15 protein-coding genes are annotated in these 18,606 nt (G+C 72.4%); 8 read left to right on the top strand and 7 right to left on the bottom strand.

What is annotated here, in order from left to right; genetic code table 11:
• Positions 1-18 precede the first annotated feature (18 nt).
• From V1J52_RS23370 to V1J52_RS23345, 6 genes are all read left to right on the top strand, one after another.
• A complete protein-coding gene (locus tag V1J52_RS23370) occupies positions 19-1,788 on the top strand; it encodes an NAD(P)/FAD-dependent oxidoreductase (protein ID WP_330141939.1) in 1,770 nt (589 codons plus the stop codon).
• A gap of 59 nt (positions 1,789-1,847) precedes the next feature.
• Positions 1,848-3,518: an NAD(P)/FAD-dependent oxidoreductase gene (locus tag V1J52_RS23365; protein WP_330141938.1), complete on the top strand. Its 1,671-nt coding sequence runs from the start codon at positions 1,848-1,850 to the stop codon at positions 3,516-3,518.
• Positions 3,519-3,581: 63 nt separating this feature from the next.
• Positions 3,582-5,342: an MFS transporter gene (locus V1J52_RS23360; RefSeq protein ID WP_330141937.1), complete on the top strand. Its 1,761-nt coding sequence runs from the start codon at positions 3,582-3,584 to the stop codon at positions 5,340-5,342.
• Positions 5,343-5,589: 247 nt separating this feature from the next.
• Complete coding sequence (locus tag V1J52_RS23355; protein ID WP_330141936.1) at positions 5,590-7,263, top strand: hypothetical protein; 1,674 nt, start codon at positions 5,590-5,592, stop codon at positions 7,261-7,263.
• Positions 7,264-7,303: 40 nt separating this feature from the next.
• Positions 7,304-7,708, top strand: coding sequence for a hypothetical protein (locus tag V1J52_RS23350; RefSeq protein WP_330141935.1), 405 nt, complete (start codon positions 7,304-7,306; stop codon positions 7,706-7,708).
• Positions 7,709-7,731: 23 nt separating this feature from the next.
• A complete protein-coding gene (locus V1J52_RS23345) occupies positions 7,732-8,025 on the top strand; it encodes an acyl carrier protein (RefSeq protein ID WP_330141934.1) in 294 nt (97 codons plus the stop codon).
• Positions 8,026-8,114: 89 nt separating this feature from the next.
• Here the strand turns inward: V1J52_RS23345 and V1J52_RS23340 are convergent, their stop codons facing one another.
• The 7 genes from V1J52_RS23340 to V1J52_RS23310 all read right to left on the bottom strand — a co-directional run bounded on the left by V1J52_RS23340 (position 8,115) and on the right by V1J52_RS23310 (position 16,229).
• The gene (locus tag V1J52_RS23340) at positions 8,115-8,666 is read right to left on the bottom strand and encodes a flavin reductase family protein (protein ID WP_330141933.1); all 552 of its coding nucleotides are present in this window, start codon (positions 8,664-8,666) and stop codon (positions 8,115-8,117) included.
• Positions 8,663-10,177, bottom strand: a complete 1,515-nt coding sequence (locus V1J52_RS23335; RefSeq protein WP_330141932.1) for an amino acid adenylation domain-containing protein — start codon at positions 10,175-10,177, stop codon at positions 8,663-8,665. Before V1J52_RS23335 ends, V1J52_RS23340 begins: the two co-directional genes overlap by 4 nt.
• Entirely contained in the window at positions 10,174-11,334 is a 1,161-nt protein-coding gene (locus V1J52_RS23330) for an acyl-CoA dehydrogenase family protein (RefSeq protein WP_330141931.1), read from the bottom strand. The genes V1J52_RS23335 and V1J52_RS23330 overlap by 4 nt, the downstream gene beginning before the upstream one ends.
• Positions 11,335-11,356: 22 nt before the next feature.
• On the bottom strand, positions 11,357-12,745 hold the full coding sequence (locus tag V1J52_RS23325) for a cation:proton antiporter (RefSeq protein ID WP_330141930.1): 1,389 nt from the start codon (positions 12,743-12,745) through the stop codon (positions 11,357-11,359).
• A 148-nt stretch (positions 12,746-12,893) separates the two neighbouring features.
• The gene (locus V1J52_RS23320) at positions 12,894-14,006 is read right to left on the bottom strand and encodes an ABC transporter permease (protein WP_330141929.1); all 1,113 of its coding nucleotides are present in this window, start codon (positions 14,004-14,006) and stop codon (positions 12,894-12,896) included.
• A gap of 20 nt (positions 14,007-14,026) precedes the next feature.
• Positions 14,027-15,166, bottom strand: a complete 1,140-nt coding sequence (locus tag V1J52_RS23315) for an ABC transporter permease (RefSeq protein ID WP_330141928.1) — start codon at positions 15,164-15,166, stop codon at positions 14,027-14,029.
• A 43-nt stretch (positions 15,167-15,209) separates the two neighbouring features.
• Positions 15,210-16,229, bottom strand: a complete 1,020-nt coding sequence (locus V1J52_RS23310) for an ABC transporter ATP-binding protein (protein ID WP_330141927.1) — start codon at positions 16,227-16,229, stop codon at positions 15,210-15,212.
• Between the two features lie 227 nt (positions 16,230-16,456).
• Here V1J52_RS23310 and V1J52_RS23305 point away from each other — a divergent pair, with 227 nt between their 5' ends.
• Positions 16,457-17,983 carry an FAD-dependent monooxygenase gene (locus tag V1J52_RS23305; RefSeq protein WP_330141926.1) on the top strand — a complete coding sequence of 509 codons (1,527 nt, stop codon included), beginning with the start codon at positions 16,457-16,459 and terminating at the stop codon, positions 17,981-17,983.
• 56 nt (positions 17,984-18,039) lie between these two features.
• Positions 18,040-18,582, top strand: a complete 543-nt coding sequence (locus tag V1J52_RS23300; protein WP_330141925.1) for a GNAT family N-acetyltransferase — start codon at positions 18,040-18,042, stop codon at positions 18,580-18,582.
• Positions 18,583-18,606: the final 24 nt, after the last annotated feature.

Here is an 18,606-nt window from a genome sequence, read left to right as displayed (position 1 = left end):
CAGCGAGGAGAACCACCCATGGCCCCCAGCCGCAGCACCACCCCTTCCGACACCGCGGGGCAGCCCGCGCCCGGCAGCCGGCCGCAGTACGACGTGGCCATCCTCGGCTCCGGACTGGCCGGGTCCACCCTGGCCGCCTGCCTGGCCAAGAACGGCGCGAAGGTGCTGATCCTGGACGCCGGATCGCACCCGCGCTTCGCCATCGGCGAGTCCACGATCCCCTACACGTCCATGATGATGCGCCTGGTCAGCGAGCGGTACGGGGTGCCGGAGATCAAGTGGCTGACCACCTTCGAAGCCACCCAGGCCAAGATCTCCACCAACTGCGGGGTCAAGCGGAACTTCGGATTCCTCTACCACCGCGAGGGCGCCAAGCAGAACCCGCTGGAGACCAGTGAGTTCCCCATCCCGAAGATCACCCACACCGAGAACCACTTCTACCGGCAGGACACCGACGCCTGGATGCTGAGCGTCGCCGTCAAGTACGGCGCCCACGTCATGCAGCAGACCAAGGTGAGCGACGTCGACATCGACGACGACGGGGTCAGCGTCATCCCCGACAACGGCGACCCGGTGCGGGTGAAGTTCGTCGTGGACGCCAGCGGCTTCCGCTCCCCGATCGCGCAGAAGTTCGGCCTGCGCGAGGAGCCCAGCCGGCTGCGCCACCACTCGCGGTCCCTGTTCACGCACATGATCGGCGTCAAGCCGTACGAGGGCACGGTGCCCAAGGGCGTGCACCACAACCCGAGCCCGTGGAGCGAGGGGACCCTGCACCACCTCTTCGACGGCGGATGGATGTGGGTCATCCCCTTCGACAACCACCCGCGCGCCACCAACCCGCTGTGCAGCGTCGGCCTCAACCTCGACCCGCGCATCCACCCCAAGCCGGACTGCTCCCCCGAGGAGGAGTTCCGCCGCTTCATCGCCAAGTACCCCGACATCGAGCCGCAGTTCCGCGACGCCCGGGCGGTGCGCGACTGGGTCAGCACCGGACGGCTCCAGTACTCCTCCAAGCAGACCGTCGGCTACCGCTGGTGCCTGACCTCGCACGCCGCCGGGTTCGTGGACGCCCTGTTCTCCCGGGGCCTGTCCAACACGATGGAGATCATCCACGCCCTCGGCTGGCGCCTGCTGGACGCCATCAAGGACGACGACTTCTCGGTGGAGCGCTTCGCCTACGTGCAGGAGCTGGAGCAGGGGCTGCTCGACTTCAACGACGACCTCGTCGCCAACGCCTACACCTCCTTCGGCAGCTGGCAGCTGTGGAACGCCTGGTTCCGGATCTGGTCGCTGGGACAGATCCTCGCCACCTTCGAGATCAACCGGGCCTACGCCCGCTTCCTGGACAACCACGACCCGGCCGTCCTCGCCCGGCTGGAACGCCAGGCGCCCGACGGGGCCATCCCCGACTACGCGCCGGTGCGCGAGATGCTCAAGCGGGTCAGCGAACTGACCCAGTCCGTGCACGCCGGCGACCTGGACGCCCGCGTCGCCGCCGACGAGTTGATGGAGATCCTGCGCGCCGCGGACTTCGTCCCGCCCGCCTTCGGCCTGGCCGACCCGGACAACCACTGGACCGACGCCACCACGCTCAAGATCATCGACACGCTCAAGTGGGCCAAGCGCAGCGCCCCCGTCGAGATCGGCGAGCTGGTCCACGAAGGGCTCACCCTCTTCATCCGCAAGCGGTTCGACCGCGAGGAGTTCGACCTCGCCGAGGAGCTGAAGCACATCGTCGCGCGCTGGCCGGTCATCGGTAAGCCGCTGCGGGTGCCGCTGCCCAAGTGAGACGGCATCCCGCCGCACGCCACCCACACCGATCCGGACGGCACCAAGGAGAACTCGAAGTGCACGACACGCCGACACCCGACTCCCGGACCCTCTACGACGTCGCCATCCTCGGCTCCGGCATCGCCGGCTCCATGCTGGGCGCGATCCTCGCCCGCAACGGCGCCAAGGTGCTGCTCATCGACGCCGCGGCCCACCCCAAGTTCGCCATCGGCGAATCGACCATCCCCTACACGCTGGTCGCGCTGCGCACGATCGCCGAGCGCTACGACGTGCCCGAGATCAAGACGCTGGCCACCTTCACCAACTCCACCAAGGTGCTCGGCCCCAAGTTCGGGGTGAAGAAGCACTTCGGCTTCCTGCTGCACCACGAGGGCCGCCCGCAGGACCCGCGCGAGGTCAACCAGTTCGACACACCGGGCCTGCTGCACGAGGCCAGCCACCTCTACCGCCAGGACACCGACGCGTACATGTACCACGCGGCGGTCAAGTACGGTTGCACGCCGCGGCAGAACTTCCGCGTCGCCGACGTGGACTTCGACGACAGCGGCGTCACCCTCAGCTCCGCGGCCGGGGAGCAGTACCGGGCCCGCTACATCGTGGACGCCAGCGGCTACCGCTCCCCGCTGGCTGAGAAGTTCAAGCTGCGCGAGGAGAACTGCCGCTTCAAGCACCACTCGCGCTCGATCTGGAACCACATGGTCGGCGTGCCGCCCACCGACACCCTCTTCCAGCACTCGCCCGAGAACACCCCGCCGGTGCCCTGGTACGAGGGGACCGTGCACCACATGTTCAAGCGCGGCTGGTTCTGGGTGATCGGCTTCGACAACCACCCGTGGTCGAAGAACCCGCTGTGCAGCGTCGGCCTCACCCTGGACCCGCGCCAGTACCCCAAGGCCGCCGACCTCACGCCCGAGGAGGAGTTCCACCACTACGCGAGCCGCTACCCGGACATCGCCCGCCAGTTCGAGGGCGCCCGCCCGATGCGCGAGTGGGTCTCCACCGAGCGGCTCCAGTACTCCTCCACGCGCTGCGCGGGCGACCGCTGGTTCCTGCTCTCGCACGCCGCCGGCTTCATCGACCCGCTGTTCTCCCGGGGCCTGTCCAACACCGCCGAGGCGATCAACACGCTTTCCTGGCGGCTGCTGGACGCCATCCGCGACGACGACTTCTCCCAGGAGCGCTTCGACTACGTCGACCGGCTCCAGCAGGGCCTGTTCGACTACAACGACACCCTGGTCAACTCGGCCTACATCTCCTTCGACGACTACGACCTGTGGACGGCCGTGTTCCGCATCTGGGCCTGGGGCGCCAACGCGGGCACCTTCCACCTCCAGTCGGCGCTCACCAAGTACCTCAAGGACGGCCGCGACGAGCACTTCAAGCACGCCGAGGACGTTCCGCACCTCGGGCTGTACTGGCCCAACCACGAGGGCTACAAGAACCTCTACGACGACATGGTCGAGCAGTGCGAGGCGTTCGAGGCGGGCAAGGTCACCGCACGCGAGGCCGCCGACGCCCTGTACGACCACATGGCGCGGGCCCCGTACGTGCCCAAGCACTTCGGCTTCGCCGAACGCGACCAGCGCTTCCTGCACCCCACGCCCAAGGTCCTGTCCCGGACGATCCGCTGGGCCCGCAAGGAGGGCGACCCCGCCGTCCGGCGGCTGATGTTCAGCACCGGCAAGGAGGCGCTGAAGGCCAAGGCCAAGGGTCGACGGATCTTCTAGCGCCCCGGCGCACACTCACGCGCACGGCCGCGCGTACCGCCGCGGCGAAGGAAGGAAACCACCATGACCCTGTCCACGGGGGCCGAACGTCCGGCCCCTCTCCCGGACGCCGGCGGCGCCCCGGGTACGACCGAGGCGGCGGCCGGTCCGGGCCTGCCCGGCCGCTGGCTCGTCCTCGTCATCGTGCTGTCCGCGGTGTTCATGCAGTTCCTGGACACCACCATCACCATCGTCGCCATCCCGTCGATGCAAGCGGACCTGAACGCGTCTTTCGCCGACGTGCAGCTCGTCGTCGCCGTCTACGCGCTCGCCTTCGCCTGCATGCTCATCACGGGCGGCCGGCTCGGTGACATCTACGGCCGCAAGCGCATGTTCCTCATCGGCATGCTGGGATTCACCGCCGCGTCCGTGATGTGCGGCGCGGCGCCCAGCGCCGACTTCCTGGTCCTGTCGCGGGTGCTCCAGGGCCTGTTCTCCGGCCTGATGTTCCCGCAGGTGCTCTCCATCATCCAGGTCACCTTCGGCGAGCGGGAGAAGCCCAAGGCGCTCGCCTTCTACGGGGCGACCATCGGACTGGCCACCGTACTCGGACCGGTGCTCGGCGGCTGGCTCGTCGAGCTGGACATCGCGGGCAGCGACTGGCGCTCGATCTTCTACGTCAACGTGCCCGTCGGCCTGCTCGCCCTGGCCCTCGGGGCGCTGCGCATCCGGGAGTCCGCCGCCGAGACCGCCACCCGGGTGGACCTGACGGGTGTCGTCATCGTCACGGCCGGGCTGTTCCTGCTGATCCTGCCGCTGGTCATCGGCCGGGAGCACGACTGGCCCGCCTGGAGCCTGGCGATGATCGCGGCGAGCCCGTTCGTGCTCGCCTGGTTCTGGCTCGTGGAGAAGCGGAAGACGGCCAGGCCCGACGGGTCGCCGCTGGTGCCCACCACGCTCTTCCGCGACCGCTCGTTCACCGTCGGCCTGGTGATCAGCCTGGTGTTCTTCACCGGCATCCCGTCGTTCTTCATGACGCTGTTCATCACCCTCCAGATCGGGTTCGCCTACAGCGCCGTCTCCGCGGGCGCCGTCACGCTGGCGTTCGCACTGCTCATCGCCATCGGCTCGGCGCGCTCGGCCGAGGTCGTCAAGCGGCTGGGCACCTGGACACTGGCGCTGGGCACCGGACTGCTCGTCCTGGGCATGGGCGGGGTCATCCTCACCCTGAGCTGGGCGGGCACCGACCTGCGCGGCTGGTACCTCGTCCCCGCCCTCATGGTCGGCGGCGCGGGCACCGGCCTGGTCGTCGCACCGATCACGGGCATCATCCTGGAGGGCATCAAGTCCGGTGACGCGGGCTCGGCCTCCGGCGTGATCGCCACGGCCCAGCAGGTCGGCATCGCCATCGGCATCGCGGTCATCGGCATCATCTTCTCCACGCTGGTCGCCTCCAACTCCCAGGCGTCCGTGGAGCAGGTGCTGCCGCAGCTGCGCCAGGACCTCGCCGCGGCGGGGCTGCCGGCGGAGCGCTCCGGGCAGGTGATCGCCGGGTTCGAGACCTGCTTCCACGACCGCACCCACCAGAAGGACCTCACCGCCGTCCCGGCCAGCTGCGCCGAGATCGAGCGGCGCGCCGCCGGCCTGCCCCTGCCGGCGCAGGTCAAGGAGGACGTCCGCACCGCCGTGCTGGACACCGCCGCACCCGAGGCGCGCAAGGAGAACTTCAGCAGCAGCTTCCAGGGCGCGCTGCTGTGGCAGCTCGGCGTGTTCACGCTGTGCTGCCTGCTCGTCCTCGCGCTCCCGAAGGTCAAGCCGACACGGGTGCTGCCCGGCGGCGCGTGAGCCGCACCGCCCCCGGCCGGGTGCCCGGTGCGACGAGCACCGGGCACCCGGACACCGACCCGCCACCGCCCCGGCCAACGCCGTCCGGGGCGGTGGCCGCGTTCCGAGCCGGCATCAAGGCCCGTTTGAGCCGGGCTCCCTACCGTGCCGGTGGGTCCCGCCCTGTGCGCGCGGGACGCCCCGCACCACCCGCCGTATCCGCACCACCGTCACCACCGCACGCCGCCAGGCCGGAAGGACACAGGCGATGACACCTGCACCCACCACCGACGCCGACCGCCGTCCCGCACGCGCCGCCGACCCGGCCGAGCTGTACGACGTCGCCGTGCTCGGCTCCACCCTGGCCGCCGGACTGCTCGGCGCCGTCCTGGCCCGGCAGGGCGTGCGCGTCCTGCTCGTCGAGGCCGCGCAGGACCGCACCGCGCCGTCGGGGGAGACCACCGTCCCCTACACCGCCGAGGTCTTCCTGCTGCTGGCCAAGCGGTTCGACGTGCCCGAGATCGCCGCCTTCGGGCTGTTCCCCGACCTCCCGGCGGCCGTGCGCCGCACCAGCGGGGTCAAGAAGAGCCTCGGGTTCCTCTACCACCACGAGAACCTGCGCCACGACCCGGCCGAGGCCGTGCAGTTCAACGTGCCCGGCGAGCACGCCGAATGGCACCTGTACCGGCCGGACGTCGACGCCTACGCCCGCCGCCTCGCCGGCCGCTACGGCGCCGCGCTCACCCCGCAGGGCGTCACCGTCACCGACGCCGAGGCCACCGGGGACGGCGGCGAGGTGCGCACCTCCAACGGGCGCACCTACCGCGCCCGCTACCTGGTGGACTGCTCGGGCGGCGACTCGCCCCTGCTGCGCCGGGCCGGCGGGGACGATCCCGAGCCCCGGCTCACCCACCGCTCGACCGTCTACAGCGCCCACCTGCTCGGCGTCACACCCTTCGAGGAGGTCGTCCCCCTGGAGCGGCACCCGAAGGCCACCGCCTGGTCGGAGGGCACCGTGCACCACCTGTTCGACGGCGGCTGGCTCCAGCTCGTCCGCTTCGGCAACCACCGGGCGGGCGAGAACCCGCTCACCTCCGCCACCCTCAGCGTGGACCCCGAGGTCGCCGCCCAGCTGCCCGACGACCCGGAGAAGGCGTTCCGCACCGTCGTCGAGCGCTACCCCGACCTCGCCCGGCAGTTCGACGCGGCCACCCCCGCGACGCCCTGGACGGCCCAGCGGCAGTGCCAGCGCACCGCCCGGCTCACCCGCGGGGAGCGCTGGTTCGCCCTGGAGCGCACCGCGGCCCGCACCGACCTGTTCCTCTCCCGCGACGTGACGACCGCCGCCGAACTGGTCCACGCGCTCGCCGCCGCCCTCATCCCGGCCGTGCGCCGCGACGACTTCGACCCCGCGCCCTTCGACCGGGTGGCCCGCTTCCAGGAGGAGCTGGGTGCCTGGAACGACCGGCTGCTGGCCGCCGCCCGCACCGCCTGCCGCGACTTCCGGCTGTGGAACGCCTTCTCCCGGGTGTGGCTGCTGTGGCAGATCCTCGCGGACCTCTCGCTCAAGCGCGCCCGGCTGGACTGCGAACTGGGCGGCGACTGGGCGCCCGTCGAGCGCTTCGAGCTGGGCGGCATCTGGTTCCACGCCCCCGAGGGGCTGCGCGACCTCGTCCAGCGCTCCCTGGAGCGCATCGGCCGGGTGCGTGAGGGCACCCTCGACGCGGGTCCGGCGGCCGACGCCATCTTCACCGACCTGCGCCGGGCACCGTTCGTGCCGCCGCTGTACGCCTTCGGCGACCCGGAGGCCCGCGTCTACCACTTCACCTTCCCCAAGCGGCTGCGGATGCTGCTGTGGGTCAAGACGAAGGCCCCCGCCGACTTCCGCCGGCTGCTGACCCGGGACAACGTCACCTCCGTCACCTCGGCCACCAGCCGCTGACCCGCCACCCCCCACACCGAAGAGAAGGGGCCGATCCCCGATGGCCGTATCGCTGACCCACGGCTCGACCACCGTGCTCTACCACGAGACGGGGGGCCTGCTGCTGCGGGCCGGCCTGGTGCCGCTCGGGGACGGCCGGGCCCTCGCGTTCCAGCTCGGCTACACCGGGCACGGGCGGATCACGCTCGACGTCGCCGCCCCCGGCGGCCCGCCCGCCCCGGTCACCCTCCACGGCGGCGAATCCGCCGCCGCGGCCGACTGGACTTCCGTGACCCCCCTGCCAGCCGGCGCCCCGGTGGACCTCACCTGCACCGTGCTGGGCCAGCCCGGCGACGACGACCCCCTGCGCGGACGCCTGGACTGCCGCGTCACCGGCACCCCGGCCCGGCTCACCGCCAGCACCACCATGGGCATCTGCCTCGACGCCGTCCCCGCCCTCCCGTGACCACGACCGAAGGGACCGGTCCCATGACCCAACCGCCCCCCGCCCCCGCCGAGATCACCGCGGAGTCCGTGCGGGACTGGCTGGCCGCCAGCATCGCCGCGCGGCTCGGTGTCCCCGCCGGACAGGTGCGGGCCGACCGGTACGTCGACGAGCTGAACCTCGACTCCGTGGACGCCGTGCTCGTCGCCCGGGACCTGGAGGCGTGGCTCGGCGAGGAACTGGGCCGGGAGGTGCTGCGCCGCCGGGCCACCCTGGAGGAACTCGGCGCGTACCTCGCCCGCCGCCACGCGCTCGCCGCGCACCGCGGGGGGCTCTGAGCCCCGCGCCCCGCTCCCTGACGCACGAGGAGGGCGCCACCCCTGACGGGTGGCGCCCTCCTGTGGTGTCCGGCTCCGGTGCCCCGGTGTTACGCCGGGACGGGCTTGCGCGCGGCGGACTGGAGCAGCCGGGCGTAACCGCCCCGCCAGTACGTCAGCGGCAGCCGGTCCTGCTCGGTGCCGCCCCCGACGACGCGGCCCAGCAGCAGGACGTGGTCCCCGGCCGGGACGGTCCGCTCCAGCTCGCACTCCGCGTACGCCACCGTGCCGCGCAGCAGCGGCATGCCCGAGGCCGTGCCCGGCTCCCAGCGCACCCGCTCGAACTTGTCGCGGGCGCCCGAGGCGAACAGCTGGGAGACGGCCTGGCCCTGCGAGCCGAGCATGTTCACCGCGAACCGGCCGCGCGCGGTGATCGCCTCCAGCGTGCCGCTGCGGCTGGCGACGCTGTTGAGCAGCAGCGGCGGGTCGACGGAGACGCTGCAGAAGGCCGAGCAGGTCAGCCCGCGCGGCTGGCCCTCGTCGTCCAGCGTGGTCACGATGGTGATGCCGCTGGCGAAGGAACCCATCACCTGGCGGAACGTCTGGAGGTCCACGGACGGCAGCACCCCGGTCACCGGCATCTCCTGCACCTCTGCGGTCATCGCGCCTCACTCCCCACGAGGGCGGCGGACAGCTCCGCCCGGTCCAGCTTCCCGTTGGCGGTCCTCGGAAGATCGTTCCGCACGTGCAACTTGTCGATGATCATGTAGGTCGGCAACCTTTCCGCGCAGCAGCGCTTGATCGTGAGCAGGGAGGGCGGGCCGCCGGGCGCGGGCACCACGACGGCGTGCAGTTCGGCTTCCAGACCGGTTCCGGCCACCAGCACGGCCACGTCGGCGACCGTCTCCAGCGCACCGATGGCCGCTTCGATCTCACCCAGCTCGATGCGGTGGCCGCGGATCTTCACCATCTGGTCCCGGCGGCCGACGTAGTGGAGCTGCCCCTCGGCGTCCCGGCGGGCGAGGTCACCGGTGCGGTACGGGCCCGTGTGCGGCTCGCGCCCCCAGTAGCCGAGCATCACGGTGGGGCCGCTCACCACGATCTCGCCCTCCTCGGCGTCCGGCGGGTCCAGCGCCACCTCGTCGCCCGAGCAGGCGGTGCCGATGGGCAGCGGTCCCGTGCGCCCCAGGTCCGCGTCGCCCACCTCGTAGGAGGTGCACACGTTCGTCTCCGTCGGCCCGTACCAGTTCAGCAGGCGCACCTTCGGCCACCGGGCGCGCAGCGCGTGCACGTGGTGGATGGCGAACGGCTCCCCGGCGAACACGCAGGCCCGCAGCGCGGCCGGCGGCTCACCGTCGAGCAGGCCGCCCTCGCGGATCATCAGGGCGAGCGCGGAGGGCACCGAGTACCAGACGGTGATCTCCCGCTCCCGCAGGAAGGTGACGAGCTGCGCGGGCGCGTACGCCATCTCCTGCGGTACCAGGTGCACGGCGGCACCGGCGTGGAAGGCGGCGTACAGGTCGAAGACGGACAGGTCGAAGTTGAACGGCGCGTGGTTGGCCAGCCGGTCGCCCGGCCCCACGCCCAGTTCCCCGGCGGCCCACTCCACGAACGCCAGGGCGTTGCGGTGGCTGACGCACACGCCCTTCGGTTCGCCGGTGGAGCCGGAGGTGTACAGGATGTACGCCGGGTCACCGGGCGCACTCGGGTGCGGCTCGTGGCGCGCCCCCTCGGGCGCCGCCTCCAGCAGCTCCGCGAAGGTGGCCAGCGGTGCCGCGTCCCAGCCGGGGCGGGCCCGCTCCGCGCCCTCCTCGTCGGTGACCACCAGGGCGGGCGCGGCACCGGCGGCGATGCGGCCGAGCCGGGCCGGCGGGTTGGAGCCGGTCACCGGCACGTAGACGGCACCGGCGCGCAGCGCGGCCTGCATGACCGCGACAGTGGCGACGCTCTTGTGGCTCCACACGACCACCCGGTCGCCGGGGCGCACCCCGCGGGCGGCCAGCGCGGCGGCGTACCGGTCGGCGAGCGCGTCCAGCTCGGCGTAGCCGACCGGCCCGTCCGGTCCGTGCACGGCGGTCCGGTGCGGGTGGCTGCGGGCCGACGCGGCCAGCAGGGCGTGCAGGGTCGCCGCCCCGTCCCGCGCGGTGTCGTGTTCCGCACTCGCGGGTTTCACAGTCCCAGCTCCCTTGCGATGAGTTGCCGCTGGATGTCGGAGGTGCCGGAGAAGATGACGGACGGCACCGCGTCGCGCAGCGCCGCCTCGATGCCGTCGGCGCGCAGGTAGCCGCGTCCGCCGAACAGCCGCACGGCGTCCAGCGCCGTGCTGAGCACGCCCTCGGAGACGGCCAGCTTGGACAGCGCGATCGACAGCGTGGCGGGGCGGCCCTCGTCCATCTCCCAGCACGCCCGGTACAGCAGCAGACGTGCCGCCTCGGTGCGCAGCGCCATGTCGGCGAGCCGGTGCGAGACGGCCTGGAAGTCGGCGATGCGCTTGCCGAACTGGCGCCGTTCGCGCACCTGCCGCGTGCACACCTCGATCAGCCGGTCGGCCAGGCCGACGTACCCGGCGAACAGGCAGGCCCGCTCCCAGCCCATCGAGTGCTGGAAGATCATCCCGCCCTGCCCCGGCTCGCCCAGCACGGCCGAGTCCGGCACGAAGCACTCGGTGAAGCGCACCGAGCCGGCCGGGCACTGGGACAGCCCCATCTTGTCCATCGGCTCGCCCGGGTGGACGCCCGGCGCGGCGCGGTCCACCACGAACCCGGTGACGCCCAGGTGCCCGGCGCCCGGGTCCGTCGTGGCGTAGGTGACGAAGACGTCGGCCGCGGGGCCGTTGCTGACGAAGCTCTTCTCGCCGTTCAGCACCCAGCCGCCCGCGGCGCGGCGGGCCGTGACCGCGAGCCGCGAGACGTCGGAGCCGGCCTCGTCCTCCGTCATCGCGTTGCCCGCGATCAGCTCTCCGGAGCACATGCCGGGCAGGATCCGCCGCCGCAGCTCCTCGGTGCCGAAGTCCACGACCGGCATCGCGCAGGCGAACAGGTGCGCGCTCGCCCCGAAGACGAGCCCGGTGCGCGCGCAGCCCCGGCCCAGCGCCTCCACCTGGTGCGCGGTGTCCAGCGCGCCGAGCCCGGCGCCGCCGAACCGGGCGGGGACGGACAGCCCCAGCAGACCGAGCTGCCCGAGCAGCAGCCAGTCCTTGCGGTCGTAGTACGTGCCGGGTGCGGCGCTCCCGCCGGCCGGCGCGCTCTCGTCGTCCGGGAACGCCGCGCGCACCGCGTCCAGCGTCTGCCCGTAGCGGGCGCGTTGCGCCTCGGTCCAGTCGAACTCCACGGTCTCTCTCCTTGGCTGCCGGTCAGTGCGTGCGCTGGGATTTCGACGCGGTGCTGCCGACGAGGGCGTCGGCACCGTCCGCGTCCGCGGCCTGGGGGGCGGCGGCCGGAGACGTCACGGGGCCGGTGCCCCGGGCGGCGGCGCCCTCGGCGCCTCCGGCCTCGTGCAGGCCCCGCCGCAGCAGCCAGGACAGCAGCGGAGCGGTCATGGCGGTGGTGACCAGCGCCATCATCACCAGGGCCGTGAACAGTTCGGTGCTCAGCAGGCCCAGGCCGAGTCCGACGTTGAGGATCACCAGCTCCGTCAGGCCGCGGGTGTTCATCAGCAGGCCGAGCACCGTCGACTCCCGCCAGCCCATGCCGTTCAGCCGGGCGGACACCAGCACGCCGCCGAGCTTGCCCACACAGGCCACGACGATGATCAGCGCCATGTGCAGGGCGCCGGTGGCGCTCAGCGCGGTGAGGTCGACCGACAGGCCGGTGACGACGAAGAACAGCGGCAGCAGCATCCGGCTCAGGTGCTCGATCGGGACGAGCGCCCCGCGCCGCAGCAGCTCGTGCGGGTCCCGGCGCGGCATCACGAGGCCGAAGAAGAACGCGCCGAAGATGGCGTGCAGTCCGATCTCGGAGGTGACGTACGCGGAGGCGAGCGCGCCGGCGGCGGCGAGCGCCGCCAGCCACGGCGTCGTGGCGGAGGTGGCCCGCGCCGCGAGGGCGGCCAGCACCGGGCGGACGACGGCCAGCATCACGATCACGTACACCGCGCCCCAGCCGATGACGCCGAGGAAGCCGGCGGCTCCCGAGGCGGTGACCAGGGCGACGACGACGGCCAGCAGGCACCACGCCAGCACGTCGTCCAGGGCGGCCAGGGCCAGCGCCAGGCTCCCGACCCGGCTCAGGTGCAGCCGTTTGTCGGTGATGATGCGGGCGAGCACCGGGAACGCCGCGATGGACATGGCGGTGCCGAGGAAGAGGGCGAAGTCGAGGAAGTCGATGTCCCGTCCGCCCACGGTGCCGTAGGTGCCGAAGAGGAGCGCGGCCAGGCCGACGCCCAGCAGCATGGGAGTGACGGCGGCGCTCAGCCACACCGTCCCGGTGGTGCGGCGCCGTCCGCGCAGCGAGGTGTGGTCGAACTCCCAGCCGATGGTGAACATGAACAGCAGCAGCCCCACCTGGGCGACGACGCCGAGGTAGGGCCGCACCTCCAGCGGGAAGAAGAGGCCCGGCAGGTCGCCGGGCAGCAGGCCCAGCAGACTCGGCCCCAGGCAGATGCCCGCGGTGATCTCTCCGATCACCGCGGGCTGCCCGAGCCGCCGGGCCAGAGCGGCGAAGGCCGCGCCGACCACCAGGACGAGGGCGATGCCCCCGATGGCGGTGACGACGACCCACTCCGCGTGTTCCGGATTGCTCACTGCGTCCCCCGTCGTGAGGCGTGGTGCGAGACGTGAGCAGCGTGGGCGCCTCCGCTCGAACCCGGGTCAAACGACGGTGCAGCGTTCCGCCGGGCCCGCGCGCGGCCGCTTCACCAGCGGGGCGGCGCGGGCACGGGGCCGGACGGGTTCACTGGCCGTTGCGGCGGGGAGCCGTCAGCTCGCGGCGGCCCGCCCAGACGGCCGCGGCCAGGCCCAGCAGGGCGAAGGCCACCGCCCAGGCCCACTGCCCGCCGGTGTAGCCGCCGGTGAACTCGTGGAGCACGGGGTTGCCCCACTCGAACACCCGGGACGGCGGCCACCACTCGGCGATCGTGCGGGCCAGCGGCGGCATGCCGGGCACGCTGACGAAGCCGCCGCCGACGAAGAACGTGGCGATGGCGATGAGGATGACCGGCGGCTGGATCGCCCGGTGCTGCCGCAGCACCTGGGCCAGCAGCACGCCCAGGCCGGACGCGGCGACCAGCAGCGGCAGCATGAACACCGCGACCAGTCCCAGCGCGCCCGCGTCCGGCCGGAAGCCGAACAGCAGCAGCCCGGTGAGCAGGGTCGGCAGGGCCGTGGCGTAGGCCAGCAGCGTGGAGGTGAGCACGGCCCCCACCGCGGCGGCGGGCGCGCCCACCGGTGACATCAGGATCTCCTTGCCGGTGCGGCCCTCCTCCTCGACCGCGAAGACGTTGGCGGCCAGCAGCATCGCGCCCAGCAGCAGGGCCAGGAACAGCACGCCGCCCGCGATGAACGCGGAGCGGGTGACGTCCTTCTCGGCGACCGTCTGGAGGTCCACCGTCGCCGGCAGGGCACCGCGGGCCTGGTCGTGGATGTTGAGCGCGTCGTCCACCCGGAAGCGCAGGTTCTTCGTCGCGTCCGTGTTGACGTTGTACGTGGCGATGTCGATCTCGCCCGTCCGCGCGACGTCCTCGGGGATGGTGATCACCAGTTGCAGCCGGCCGTCCTCCAGCATCCGCGCCGCCTGCTCGGGGTCCTCCTCGATGACCTCGAAGTAGGGCTCGACGTTCGAGCGGGCCTCGCCGAGCGAGTCGGTGATAGCCGCGGACTGCTCGTTCTTCGCCTTGTCCACCACGGCCACCGGCCAGCTGTCGCCCCAGGAGCCGAAGAGGATGGCGCACAGCACCAGCACCACCAGGGGCACCAGCACGCCCTGTGCCACGAGGTCGGGGCGGCGGCGCAGCAGTCGCAGGTTGCGGCGGTGCGTGGCCAGCACCGCGCGGGTCTTCTCGTTCATCACAGCCTCCGTCGTCCCTCTCACTGGCCCTGCGTGAAGCGGAGCTGGCGCCGCATCCGGATGGCGGCGACCGCGGTGAGCAGCACCGCGATCCCGGCCGTCCCGGCCAGCGCCCCCCAGCCGGTGCCGCCGTCACCGAGTCCGGTGGCGTCCAGCCGGAGCTGCTGGGTCAGCCCCGCGACCGGCCACCAGTGCGTGGCCTGCCACAGCCACTCGATCGCGCCTCCGTGCGCGAAGCCGCGCATGTACGACTCGTAGCCGTTGAGGAAGAAGTGGGTGATGGCCAGCACGACGCACAGCGGCACCAGCGGCAGTGAGCGGCGCAGCGTCACCCCCAGCAGCGAGCCGAGGGCGCTGCCGTAGCAGAACAGGAGCAGCAGGCCGAGCCAGCTGCGCGGTCCGAGCGAGAGGGCGGGGAAGTCCAGCAGCCAGTGCAGCCCGGCCAGGACGAGCACGACGCCGATCAGTGTCTGCACACTCGCGCTGATCCACTTCCCCGTCAGGAACGGGGTGTTGCCGATGGGGGAGAGGACCAGCGGTTTCGCCGTGCGTTCCTCCCACTCCCTGGCCACCAGGGTGCCGGTGTTGACCATCGAGGCGTACAGCACGGCGAACATCAGCAGCGCGGTCCCCAGGTAGGCGGAGGTGCGCATGTCCTGGTCGAAGTGCATCGTCTCGTTGACGGAGGTGAGGGCCACCCCGCCGGACGGCGGGGACCCGGCGGCGAACTCCCGCACGGCGTGCTCGGCGCGCAGTTCGAAGTTCTTGGTGCCGTCGGCGTTGATGTTGAAGACGCGCAGCGGCAGCTGGGCGGGCTGCCCCGCGCTGACGCGCTGGTCGAAGTCGCGGGGGATGGTCAGGACGGCGCCGACCTCGCCCGCGTCGAACATCTCGCGGGCTTCCCGAGGGTCGGTCGTGCGGATCTCGAACAGTTCACCATCGGTGTTGCGCATGGTGCGCAGGACCTCGACCAGTCGGGCCGTGTGCGGTCCCTCGCCTTCCTGGGCGACGACGACGGGCTGGGTGGTGGAGACCTTGACCAGGAGCGCGTACAGCGTCACGAAGACGAGCGGCACGAGCACGGTGATGATGACGAAAGTGGGGCTCCTGCGAGTGATGGTGAGGTCCTTGCGGACCATCGCGCGGATTGAACTCCACATGGCTTCCTCCGGAGGGGTCGGGCGGCGGTGGTCTGCGGCGGGGTCAGTCGCGCAGGTCGCGGCCGGTGAAGTGGAGGAAGACGTCCTGGAGGCTCGGTTCGGTGAACTGGAAGCCGGAGAGTCCGGGGCTGCCGTCCAGCCGGTCCAGCACCGCCCGGGAGAACGCCACCTGTTCGGTGCCGCCGCCGTCCGCCGCCTCCTCGGGCACCTCGACGAGCAGGTCGCGGCCCGAGGTCTCCGTCCGGTACCCGCCGCCGAGCTGCGAGCGGGCGGCTTCCGCCGACTCCTCGGTGTCGAAGGCGAGTTCCAGGCGGCGGCGCTGGGCCTGCGCCTTCAGCTCGGCGGGGGAGCCGACGACCACGCGGCGTCCGTGGTCGATGATGCACACCCGCTGTCCGAGCCGCTCGGCCTCCTCCATGTAGTTGGTGGTGAGCAGCACCGTGCGTCCCTCGGCGGCGAGTTGCTGGATGCGGTTCCAGATGGCCTCGCGGGACTGCACGTCCACGCCGAGGGTCGGCTCGTCCAGGAACAGCAGGTCCGGTTCGGTCAGCAGCGCCCTGGCGAGGGCCAGGCGGCGCTGCATGCCGCCGGAGAAGGTGCCCACGCGGTGCCCGGCGCGCTCGCTGAGCGAGACGAGGTCCAGCATCGTGTCGATCCGTCCGGGCGCCTCCGCCTTGCGCACGCCGTAGTAGGCGGCGTGGAACTGGAGGTTCTCGCGGGCGGTGAGGTCGGGGTAGAGGGCGGTCTCCTGCGGGGTGAGCGCGATGCGGCGCAGGATCGCGCTGCGCTCGCGCGACGGGTTCATGCCCAGCACCCGGATGGTGCCCCTCGTGGGGGAGAGCAGGCCGCTGAGCAGGTTGACGGCGGTCGTCTTGCCGGAGCCGTTCGGGCCCAGCAGGCAGAAGACGGTGCCGCGTTCGATGCGGAAGCTCAGGTCGGTGATGGCCTGGAAGGGTTCGGCGCCGCGGCGGCTGAAGACCAGGTCGACCTGGTCCATCTCCGCGACGGCGGTGTCCGCGGCGGGTTCCGCCGATCCGGGGCTGGGGGTGGTGGCCGTGCTCATGGGGCTCTCCTCTTCCGGCGCCGTGTACGGGCGAGCGGTGTGCTGTCTGTAGGCCGCCGCACCGCCCGTACGGCACGAAGGTGCGCGCGGACGGCCCCCGCCCGGGTGGTCGTTCCGGCCGGGTTCCGGCGACTGTTGTCGCAGGAACTCTACAACTGTAGAGTTCATTACGTGATGAGTTCCCATGGTCGGGCAACCGGGGGCTCAGTTCAAGAGAGGGGTGCCCCGTGACCACAGGACGTGCGTACGAGGTCGTCATCGCAGGTGCAGGCCCCACAGGTCTGTGTCTCGCCGGCGAGCTGGCGCTCGCCGGAATCCGCTGCAGGGTCGTCGAGCGCCGTGACCACCGCACCCAGGAATCCCGTGCGCTGGGCCTGCACGGCAGGACCATGGAGGTCCTGCGCATGCGCGGCGTGGCCGACGCGGTGCTGAAGCGGGCCAACCCGGTGAAGCAGGTCCGCGTCAGCCTCGGCGGCTCGCTGCTGGACCTGCGCAAACTGCCCAGCGACTACGGGCAGCTCACGATCATCCCCCAGGGCGAGACGGAGGAGATCCTGGAGGAGCGGGCCCGCAAGCTCGGCGTCACCATCGAGCGCGGCGTCAAGCTCACCGGCTGCGAGCAGGACGGCGACGAGGTCGTCATGCGGCTGGAGTCGGGAGACCGCCAGTGGGAGGAGCGCACGCCCTGGCTGGTGGGCTGCGACGGCGCGTACAGCCGGGTGCGCGAGGCCATGGGCGCCGAGTTCGTGGGCGACGTGTACCCGTACACGATCATCGTCGCCGACGTGAAGCTCGGCGTGCCGCTGGACGAGCAGCTCCTCATCCACGTCGGCCGCGCCGGCCTGGTCGTGTGCACCGACTTCGGCAACGGCTGGTACCGCCTCGGCGTCATCGACCGCGGCAAGGAGTGGTCGGACGACCCCGTCACGCTGGACGAGGTGCGCGAGACCCTCCACAAGCTCTTCGGCAAGGACCTGCGGCCCAGCGAACCGCTGTGGACGTCCCGTTTCCGGATACAGGAGCGCCAGGCGTCCACGTACCGCAAGGGGCGCATGATCATCGCCGGGGACGCCGCGCACGTGCACTCGCCGCTCGGCGGCCAGGGCCTGAACCTGGGCATCCAGGACGCGATGAACCTCGGCTGGAAGCTCTCGGCCGTCGTCACCGGGCGCGGCTCGGACCGGCTCCTGGACACCTACCAGGAGGAACGCCGCCGCGTCTCGCAGGGCGTCATCAAGGTGACCGACATCGCCACCCGCATGATGACCTCCGACGCGCTGCCCGCCCGCGCGGCCCGCCTGATCGGCGTCTCCACCGCCACCCGGGTGCCGAAGAGCCACCTGGTGGCCGTCGGGCACCTGTCGGGCATCGCCACCGCCTACCCCACCACCGCCGACCGCCGCTGCCCCGACGGCACGTCCGGCCACCGCGTGCCGGACCTCGTGATGCGCACCGGCCCCGCCCGGGGCGAGCGGCTCTTCGAGGTCATGCGGAGCGGCACCTTCGTCCTCATCGACCAGAGCGGCGCCCAGCCGTCCGGGCTGCTGAAGCCGTGGGGCGGCCAGGTCATCGAACTGCGCGGCACGGTCGACGGCGCCAAGGGGCCGTGGACGGGCAGCGAGATGATCCTCGTCCGCCCCGACGGCTACTGCGCCTGGGCCGGATCGCGCGAGCGCGCCGCCACCGAACTGCCCGCCGCGATGCGCCGCTGGGCGGGCGCGCCGCCCGTGCCCGCCAGGGCGGGCGCCGAGTGACCGCCGCCGGGGCGCCGCCGCCGCGCGGCGCCCCGGCCGGTGAGTACGCTGCCCCCATGGCGCATGTGGAGGTGGGACCGCTCGACCTGTCCGCCCGGGTGGACGAGGCGCTGGCCGTGCAGGCCCTCGCCTTCGGCCTCACCGACGACGAGATCGCCATCCGCACGCCCATCGTGCGGCGCCACCTCACCGCGCCGGGAGCCCGCGCGCTGGGCGCCACCACCGGGGACGGGCGGCTCGTCGGCTTCGTCTACGGCATGCCCAACGACCGCGGCCACTGGTGGTCCACCGTCGTCGAGCCCTACCTGCGCCGGGAGGGCACCGCCGACTGGCTGGACGACGCCTTCACCATCACCGAGCTGCACGTGCACCCCGCGCACCAGCGGCGCGGCGTCGGCGTCCGCCTCATCACCGCACTGACGGACGCCGCCGCCGAGCCGCGCTCGATCCTGTCGGCCGTCGACACCGACAGCCCCGCGCGGACGCTCTACGGCCGCCTCGGCTACCGGGACCTCGCCCGCGGCGTCGCCTTCCCCGGCGCCCCGAGCCCGTACGCCGTCATGGGCGCCCCCCTGCCCCTGCGCCGACCCGGCCCCTGACGCGCGGCCCGGGCGCTCCGGCTC

The sequence above is a fragment of the Streptomyces solitudinis genome, assembly GCF_036323765.1.
Lineage (GTDB): Bacteria > Actinomycetota > Actinomycetes > Streptomycetales > Streptomycetaceae > Streptomyces.
This window is presented reverse-complemented; position numbering and strand designations above follow the sequence as displayed.